Source organism: Brevibacillus sp. NPDC058079, assembly GCF_042885155.1.
In the GTDB taxonomy this organism is placed as follows: domain Bacteria; phylum Bacillota; class Bacilli; order Brevibacillales; family Brevibacillaceae; genus Brevibacillus.
On record NZ_JBHVSO010000034.1, the window covers coordinates 1 to 8,328 of the forward strand.

Here is an 8,328-nt window from a genome sequence, read left to right on the forward strand (position 1 = left end):
GCGGTAACGCGTGGAGCTGACGAATACTAATCGGTCGAGGACTTATCCACACACTTAGCAACTGATCATGCAGATCCAGTTTTCAGGGAATAAAAGAAGCCATCCAGCTCGGATGGTTTTTTTGTACTATTTGAAGACTGAAATTTCCGACGAATCACTTTAAAAAGGAGTCATGTCATTATGAAACAAGCTTCTTCGAATCGGCTCCACTACGCCTGGATCATTGCGGGTGTCACTTTTTTTATCCTTTTGGTCGGTGCTGGAATTCGCTCTGCTCCTGGTGTATTTATGGTTCCTGTTGAACAAGAATTTGGCTGGAGTCGCTCTTCTATCTCAATAGCGCTGTCAATTAATCTATTGCTATACGGATTGGTAGGTCCGTTTGCAGCAGCAGTCATGGATCGATTCGGAATAAGGCGTACCACGATTATTGCCCTTATCCTGTTAGCATTGGGTTCCTCCCTCACTACTTGGATGCAGGCCTCCTGGCAACTGACTGTACTTTGGGGAGTCGTTGTTGGACTGGGTTCAGGATGCACGGCTTCTGTATTGGGAGCGATGATCGCAAATCGGTGGTTTGTGAAGCAACGAGGATTGGTTATGGGTATATTAACAGCGAGCGGTGCAACAGGACAGCTGGTATTTCTTCCTCTTCTCGCAAGCTTGGCTGAATCAGATGGCTGGCGGACGGCATCGTGGGTGATTGCAACAGCAGCGCTGATCTTGGTTCCAATTGTGGCTGTCTTGATGCGTGATCGACCAAGTGATAAGGGACTTCAGGCATTTGGCGCGACAGAAGCTGATCAAGAAATAGAAAACATCAAGCAAAACCCTTTTCGTGCAGCTGTTGATGGTTTGGTAAGAGGATCTCGTTCCTTTGATTTCTGGTTGTTGGCTGGTAGCTTTTTTATTTGCGGTCTCTCTACAAATGGATTAATCGGTACTCATTTTATAGCTGCTTGTATGGAGTACGGCATTCCAGCGGTAACGGCTGCAAGTTTACTCGCTCTCATAGGTATCTTTGATATTATCGGAACAACATTGTCGGGATGGCTATCGGATCGTTTTAACAATCGTTTGCTCTTGTTTTGGTATTACGGTTTACGGGGATTTTCGCTAATGATGCTTCCAGCAGCGCTATCCTCTTCTACGTTTACCTTGGGCTTATTCATTGTCTTCTATGGCTTAGATTGGGTAGCTACTGTTCCTCCAACGCTTAAGTTGACAACAGATATTTTTGGAAAACAGCAATCAGGAATTGTGTTTGGGTGGATATTGGCCGCACATCAATTAGGTGCTGCTGTGGCCGCTTACGGTGGAGGAGTCATTTATACCATGTTGAATAGTTACTTTCTCATGTTTATCATTGCGGGAATATTTTGCTTGATTGCTTCTGTCATGGTTATCCGTATTGGAAGGAACGCGCTCACGGCGAAAATTTCCGGGAACATGTAGCGGTAAAGATATCGATTGAAAGAAAAACACCCGAGTGGATACTAGATCACTCGGGTGTTAGTTTTCAGGCTGCGGATATATGGGAAGGATGATGCGGAAAACAGCACCGTGGAGTGGACCATTTTCTGCTTGTAGACGGCCGTACGAACGTTCGATAATTGCTCGAGAAATAGCTAGCCCCAGTCCGACATCACCATTTTTTCCTTTCACAAAACGATGAAATAAATGAGGGAGAAGCTCTTCCGGGATGCCCTCACCATCATCTTGTATTTCTATTTGGAGTTGGCGTTTGCCTGGTTTGATTTCGATCGTGATTTGATCCTTGGCATGGCGCAAAGCATTTCCAATGATATTCAACAAGGCTTGAAGAAACTTTACCTCATCGACATACACTACGTCATTGGTTTTAAGTGGACTTACTGAAATCGTTACATTGTGTTGGAGCTGCAAAGGATGTAAACGCTCAATGGCCCGTGTCACCAGGTCAGTAGCGGAATGCCATGAGGGATCAAACAAATTCTCTTCGCCTTCAAGCTTGGCCAACAATATAATTTCAGTCACAATATGCTTTAATCGATTGGTTTCCTCTACGATGACATCAAAACCTTTTTCAGCAGCAGCATCAACAAAAACGCCATCGCGAATTCCCTCGGCGTATCCTTGAATGGACATGAGAGGGGTTTTTAGCTCGTGGGAAGCATTCTGTAAAAATTGCCGCTGGATTTCATGAAAACGATCAAGCTCTTGTGCCATGGAGTAAACACTATTCGAGACTTCAGCAATTTCACCGCGAGCAGGAATAAGCTGGACTTCGGAAAAACGTCGTGCTTGAACCTTTTTAATTTCTTTCGTCAATTTATGGAGTGGCTTCACCATACTACGTGTAATAAAAAAGCTGAGCAAAATGGTAGATACGGCTCCAATCAAAACGATGAGCAATATGTTATTCGTCATCTCCATACGAATGTCTTTTAGCCCACGTACAGGAGAGGCCAGAATCAGTCGTTGCTTTTCGTCGTTTTTAAATGCCAGGTTAACGACCACGTAATCATCGCTACCAACCATCCATATGTTTCGATTTTGCCTTTTCTCCGCTTTACGCTCAAGGGCATCCATCCACTCATTCAAATTGGAAGAAGGCAGGGACGTGTAGAGTACTTTTTTCTTTTTGCCTAAGAGTAAAACTTCTATCTTACGATTGGAGACGAGAAGCTTTTCGAGCTCTGCGACTCCCTCAGTTTCAATCTTTACATTCGATTCATTCATTTTTTCAATCCAGAATCGCCCTTTTAGGTTTAATTCATTCTTTTGCTGCTCGATTAAATTATCCAGCAAAAACGAATTGATCAGGACGGCTGATACCCCCATGACAAGACAGAGAAGAAGGGCGAACATCAACGTAATACGAAATTGGATACTCATTCATCCTTCGTTCCTTCCAAAGTTCGCAGCCGATACCCAAAGCCCCAGACGGTTTCGAGAGGGATCTTGTCCAGCTTTTTTCGGATACGACGAATGAGATCATCAACCACTCGGTCACTTCCAAAATAATCATATCCCCATATAAGAGAGAGCAGCTCATCACGGGAAAAAGCCCGATTCGGATACTCCGATAAAAGACTGAGCACCTGAAACTCTTTCGAGGTCACCTCTACTTCCTCCCCAAAAGAGTAAACAAGACGTTTTTCCTTATCTAATACAAGAGTACTGTTTACAGCCTCTTCCGTATTCCTGTCTTTCGCAATGAAAGGGGATTCTTCCGTATGGGATTTCATCTGTTTCCAACGTTGAAGTGCCCGATTCACACGTGCCACTAATTCACGAGGGCTAAAAGGTTTGGTGAGATAATCGTCGCTTCCTAGCTCTAGTCCAAGAATCTTGTCCACTTCTTCGTCGCGAGCGGAAACCATGATGATAGGCGTTTCTGAGCCAGCACGAATACGTCGACAAAACTCATAGCCATTCATACCTGGCAACATGATGTCCAATACCCATAGATCGGGGGGATTCTCTTGCTCTAAAGTAATAGCCTCTTCGGCTGATTCAACTGCAGTTGTAACATAGCCTTCCTTTTGCAGATAGGCTTCGACGATCTGACGAATATTGATGTCATCGTCTACGATAGCAATGTGAAAGGTCTTCATAGGATTCCTCCGCGAACCTTTAGATTCTCACTTTATTGTACATCTTCAAACGGACTTAAGCAGTTGTTGAAGGCATTTCCCACACTTTTCCCATACTTTCCTACGTTTCTTACAAGAGTGTAAGGAAATTGAAACCCAAATCGATAGGACTACGTGTTCATTCCCTGTAAAATCAAAGTACATTCAATAAACGGAGGGATACACCATGAGAAAACTACTACAGATGATCGCGATTACGTTCGGATTGTTAATCGATACGAAGACAATGATTCGCTCCTCCGAATTGGAAATGGTCGTGAAGCTGTAAAGATGATCATAAATACAAGTAAAAAACATGAACTTCTAGGCGCCAGAATGTAGGGGCCTTTTTTGTTTTGTGTGATGACTGAGCGTGGAACGGGGCTGGAATATTTAGGGATATTACGAAATTCGTGAGGTACGACCAAAATCGGTGGAAAATCTTGAGGGAATGGATTGATTTAGCTGGATTTTTTGGACGTGCCCTCTCCCTATATGGTATAATGAAGTATTGTGATAACCAGTTGGAGGTTTACCCTTTATGGCAGAAGAAACTGCTCGGTTTCCAAAAGTCGATATTAGCCACGAAATGAGAGAATCGTTCATTAGCTATGCGATGAGCGTTATCGTCAGTCGGGCTTTGCCTGACGTTCGCGATGGTTTGAAGCCTGTACACAGGCGTATTTTGTATGCCATGCACGATATGGGCCTTACTCCTGACAAGCCGTTCCGTAAATCGGCAAACGTTGTCGGGGAAGTAATGGCGAACTACCATCCGCATGGTGACTCTTCCATCTATGAAGCGATGGTACGTATGGCCCAAGATTTTAACATGCGCTACATGCTGGTTGAAGGGCAAGGGAACTTCGGTTCTGTAGACGGCGACCCGGCAGCGGCGATGCGTTATACGGAGTCGCGTTTTTCCAAGCTCGCGCTGGAGCTTTTGCGCGATATTGATAAAGAAACGGTCGATTTCATTCCTAACTACGACGGACGCAAAGAAGAGCCGGTTGTATTGCCTTCTCGTTTCCCGAACCTGCTTTTGAACGGGGCATCAGGGATTGCTGTAGGTATGGCTACCAATATTCCGCCGCATAACTTGACGGAAGTTGTTGATGGCGTCATTGCCATGATCGACAATCCTGATATTACGATTCAAGATTTGATGAAAATCATTAAGGGACCTGACTTCCCTACAGCAGGGGAGATTCTCGGTTACAGTGGTATTCGTCGTGCCTATGAAACAGGCCGTGGTTCCATTATTATGCGTGCCAAAACCCAGATTGAAGAGGATGGGAAAGGAAAACCGCGCATCATCGTAACAGAGATTCCTTTTCAGGTGAATAAGGCTAGACTCGTGGAAAAAATCGCGGAGCTTGTACGCGAGAAAAAAATCGAAGGGATTACCGACCTTCGTGATGAGTCTGACCGCAAAGGAATGCGTATCGTCATGGAATTGCGCCGTGACGTCATTCCAAAGGTTGTATTGAACAATCTGTTTAAGCATACTCAAATGCAGTCTACATTTGGTGTGAATATGCTGGCACTCGTTGACAGCCGTCCGCGTGTATTGAATCTGCGTGACATGCTCTATTACTATTTGGAGCACCAACGCGTCATTATCCGCAGAAGGACCGAATACGATCTCAAGCAAGCAGAAGCTCGTGCGCATATCTTAGAAGGCTTGCGCATTGCATTGGATCATATTGACGAGATTATCAGCTTGATTCGCTCCTCTCAAACCACAGAAGAAGCTCGTACAGGACTCATGGAAAATTACTCCTTGTCCTACGAGCAGGCACAGGCCATTCTCGATATGCGTCTGCAACGCTTGACTGGTTTGGAACGAGAAAAAATCGAGAACGAATACCAAGAACTCATGGTAAAAATCGCAGAACTGCGTGCTATTCTTGCAGACGAAGCCAAAATCTACGCGATCATCCGGGAAGAGCTGGGTGAGATCAAAGAGAAGTTTGGCGATGCAAGACGCACGGAAATTACTTTCGATGAGAATCATATCGAAGATGCTGATTTGATCCCAGAGGAAGATGTCGTTATCACCCTGACGCATGATGGTTATATTAAGCGTCTGCCTGTTTCCACCTACCGTTCGCAAAAACGTGGTGGACGTGGCGTGCAGGGGTTGGGAACCAAGGATGACGATTTTGTCGAGCATCTGTACATTACCAACTCGCATGATTACATCATGTTCTTCACAAGCAAAGGGAAGGTTTATCGCCTAAAAGGATTCGAGATTCCTGACCTGAGCCGGACAGCGAAAGGTACCCCAATCATCAATCTCATTCAGATTGAAAAAGGGGAGCGGGTTAGTGCGGTAATCCCTGTGAAGGAGTTTGATGAAGAACATTACCTGTTCTTTGCGACCAAGAAGGGGATTATTAAGAAAACGACGCTGGAGTCCTATGGAAATATTCGCAAAGGCGGACTGATTGCGGTTAACCTGCGCGAGGATGATGAATTGATAGGTGTTCGTTTGACGGATGGCCAACAACAAATCATCATGGGTACTCACAAAGGCATGTCTGTTCGCTTCAACGAGGGAGACGTTCGTACGATGGGACGTAACGCCACCGGTGTGAAGGGGATTACCCTAGACGACGATGATGATGTCATCGATATGGACGTTATCAAACCAAATGCAGAAGTGCTCATTGTAACTGCGAATGGTTACGGAAAACGGACCCCTGTTGATGAATACCGCATTCAATCTCGTGGCGGTAAAGGAATTAAGACACACAACGTAACCGATCGAAGCGGTCCGGTCGTTGGTCTGAAAGTCGTTGAGCCTGAAGAAGATCTGATGATTATTACCACTTCCGGTATCATCATTCGTACAGAAATGAAAGGTATTTCTGTGATGGGCCGTTACACGCAAGGTGTGAAACTGATCCGTTTGTCTGAAAATGAGCAAGTGGGATCAGTCGCTAAGTGTCCTCCAACTGAGGAAGAGGATATGTTGGATGAAGATGCGGAAGAGAGAATCGAGGATCTGCAAGACGGAGAGACTGTCGAAGCACCCGAGCCTAACGAACCTAACGAACCGACAGAGGAATAAAGAAAATCACGACGAAAGCGTCCCGCATAATGTGGGGCGTTTTTTCGTGTAAGTGCAGAAAGTTTGTCCTGCCCAGTGCTTTTTTCCTGCAAATGGTTTGGGTTTGAAGTAAAATTGGGAAATGGATACTATATCATTAACAAGTTGGATCGGGTGGTGAGCAGGTTGCCCAATGTGGAAGTGAAACAACTGACTCTTGGAGCAAAATTGGCTGAAGACGTATTTACAGCATTGGGAGGCATTCTTTTTGCAAAAGGAACCCCTCTCTATGAAAGAGAAGTTCAATTCTTAGAAGCGTTCATGATCAAGCAGGTGCAAGTAGAGGATTCAGGAGGGGCTTGGTCTGACCAAGGTGAACCAACCAAGGTAGATACGCCAGAAGCTTCTGATAAGTTTATCCAAGCTAAACCTGTGTTTCAGGAGTCATTTGATAAAGCAGTGTTTACACTGAAAAATTTGATGACCCGCGTACAAGGCGGCAATAACATACCAGTTATGGAAGTCAGGGAAGTTGTTACGCCGATCATTACGGAGTTTCAGCAGCAACCACAAGTTCTTCTCTCCCTTCGGCGCTTTTCAAGGATGGATAGCTACGCTTACGAGCATGCCATAGCGGTTGGGATTATTTCTTATATGATTGCAAAATGGGTCAAGGTTCCAGAAAAGGAATGGATGCAGGTCGCATTGGCGGGTACATTGCTCGATATAGGAAAAACGAAAATTGATCGTCGGATTTTGCAAAAACCAGGGAAGCTTACGCCAGACGAATTCGAAGAGATGAAGAAGCATACCGTTTATGGCTACCAAATTATTAAGTCATCCCACGGTTTAAGTGAAGGTGTTGCATTAGCGGCTTTGCAACATCATGAGCGAGAAGATGGTTCAGGCTATCCGCTAGGTTTACCTGGTTCTAAATTGCATTTATATAGTAAAATTGTCGCTGTGGCCGATGTGTATCACGCAATGAGCTCAGATCGTGTGCACCAAAAGGCATTGTCTCCCTATCAAGTAGTGGAGCAATTAGTGCAGGATAGCTTCGGGAAACTTGATCCTACCATTGTTCGGACATTTGTGGAGGGGATCACTCAATTCGCTGTAGGAACGCTCGTTGAATTAAGTGATGGAACTATTGGGAAGATCGTATTTACAGATCGTAATCACCCAACGAGACCAATGGTTGAAACAGGTGGACAAATCGTAAACTTAGTCGAAGCTCGACATTTATCTATTGTGAGAGTAATGGAACAGTAAGGAAGAGAGGCGAGTGATTCGCCTCTCTTTTAATATGATTTAAAGAAATTCATTTTTATTATAAAAACCTCTTGTGCTGTTTAAAAATACGTGATAAGATACTTCTTGTCGCTTCGGTTGAAGCAACACTTCAAGAAGAAAAGTTACATAAACTATTTACTTCTTGAGCAATGTTTGATAAAGTATTGAATTGTCGCCGCTAAGCAGAACAAGATTTTTTTAAAAAAACATCTTGCAAAAGCCTAGACGGTATGATAAGATAGAAAAGTCGCCTCGAGAGAGATGACGAACAAAATGCTCTTTGAAAACTGAACAGCGAAAGCGTTAATGAGTCTATCATTAAATGATTTGCCAGCTTTGAACCAGTAACAAACTTTATTGGAG

Annotated in this window: 5 protein-coding genes; 3 read left to right on the top strand and 2 right to left on the bottom strand. The window is 44.4% G+C overall.

The window, feature by feature from the left end; all coding sequences use genetic code 11:
• Positions 1 to 180 precede the first annotated feature (180 nt).
• Positions 181 to 1,455: an MFS transporter gene (locus ACFVS2_RS34535; RefSeq protein ID WP_390241217.1), complete on the top strand. Its 1,275-nt coding sequence runs from the start codon at positions 181 to 183 to the stop codon at positions 1,453 to 1,455.
• A 57-nt stretch (positions 1,456 to 1,512) separates the two neighbouring features.
• Here ACFVS2_RS34535 and ACFVS2_RS34540 read toward each other — a convergent pair whose 3' ends face one another.
• Together ACFVS2_RS34540 and ACFVS2_RS34545 are read right to left on the bottom strand one after the other, a co-directional pair.
• Complete coding sequence (locus tag ACFVS2_RS34540; RefSeq protein ID WP_390241219.1) at positions 1,513 to 2,877, bottom strand: sensor histidine kinase; 1,365 nt, start codon at positions 2,875 to 2,877, stop codon at positions 1,513 to 1,515.
• On the bottom strand, positions 2,874 to 3,599 hold the full coding sequence (locus tag ACFVS2_RS34545; RefSeq protein WP_390241222.1) for a response regulator transcription factor: 726 nt from the start codon (positions 3,597 to 3,599) through the stop codon (positions 2,874 to 2,876). Before ACFVS2_RS34545 ends, ACFVS2_RS34540 begins: the two co-directional genes overlap by 4 nt.
• Before the next feature lie 559 nt (positions 3,600 to 4,158).
• On the opposite strand from ACFVS2_RS34545, the gene gyrA reads away from it, so the two are divergent.
• Positions 4,159 to 6,693 carry a DNA gyrase subunit A gene (gene gyrA / locus ACFVS2_RS34550; protein WP_390241225.1) on the top strand — a complete coding sequence of 845 codons (2,535 nt, stop codon included), beginning with the start codon at positions 4,159 to 4,161 and terminating at the stop codon, positions 6,691 to 6,693.
• 165 nt (positions 6,694 to 6,858) lie between these two features.
• Positions 6,859 to 7,944: an HD-GYP domain-containing protein gene (locus tag ACFVS2_RS34555; RefSeq protein WP_173621462.1), complete on the top strand. Its 1,086-nt coding sequence runs from the start codon at positions 6,859 to 6,861 to the stop codon at positions 7,942 to 7,944.
• Positions 7,945 to 8,328: the final 384 nt, after the last annotated feature.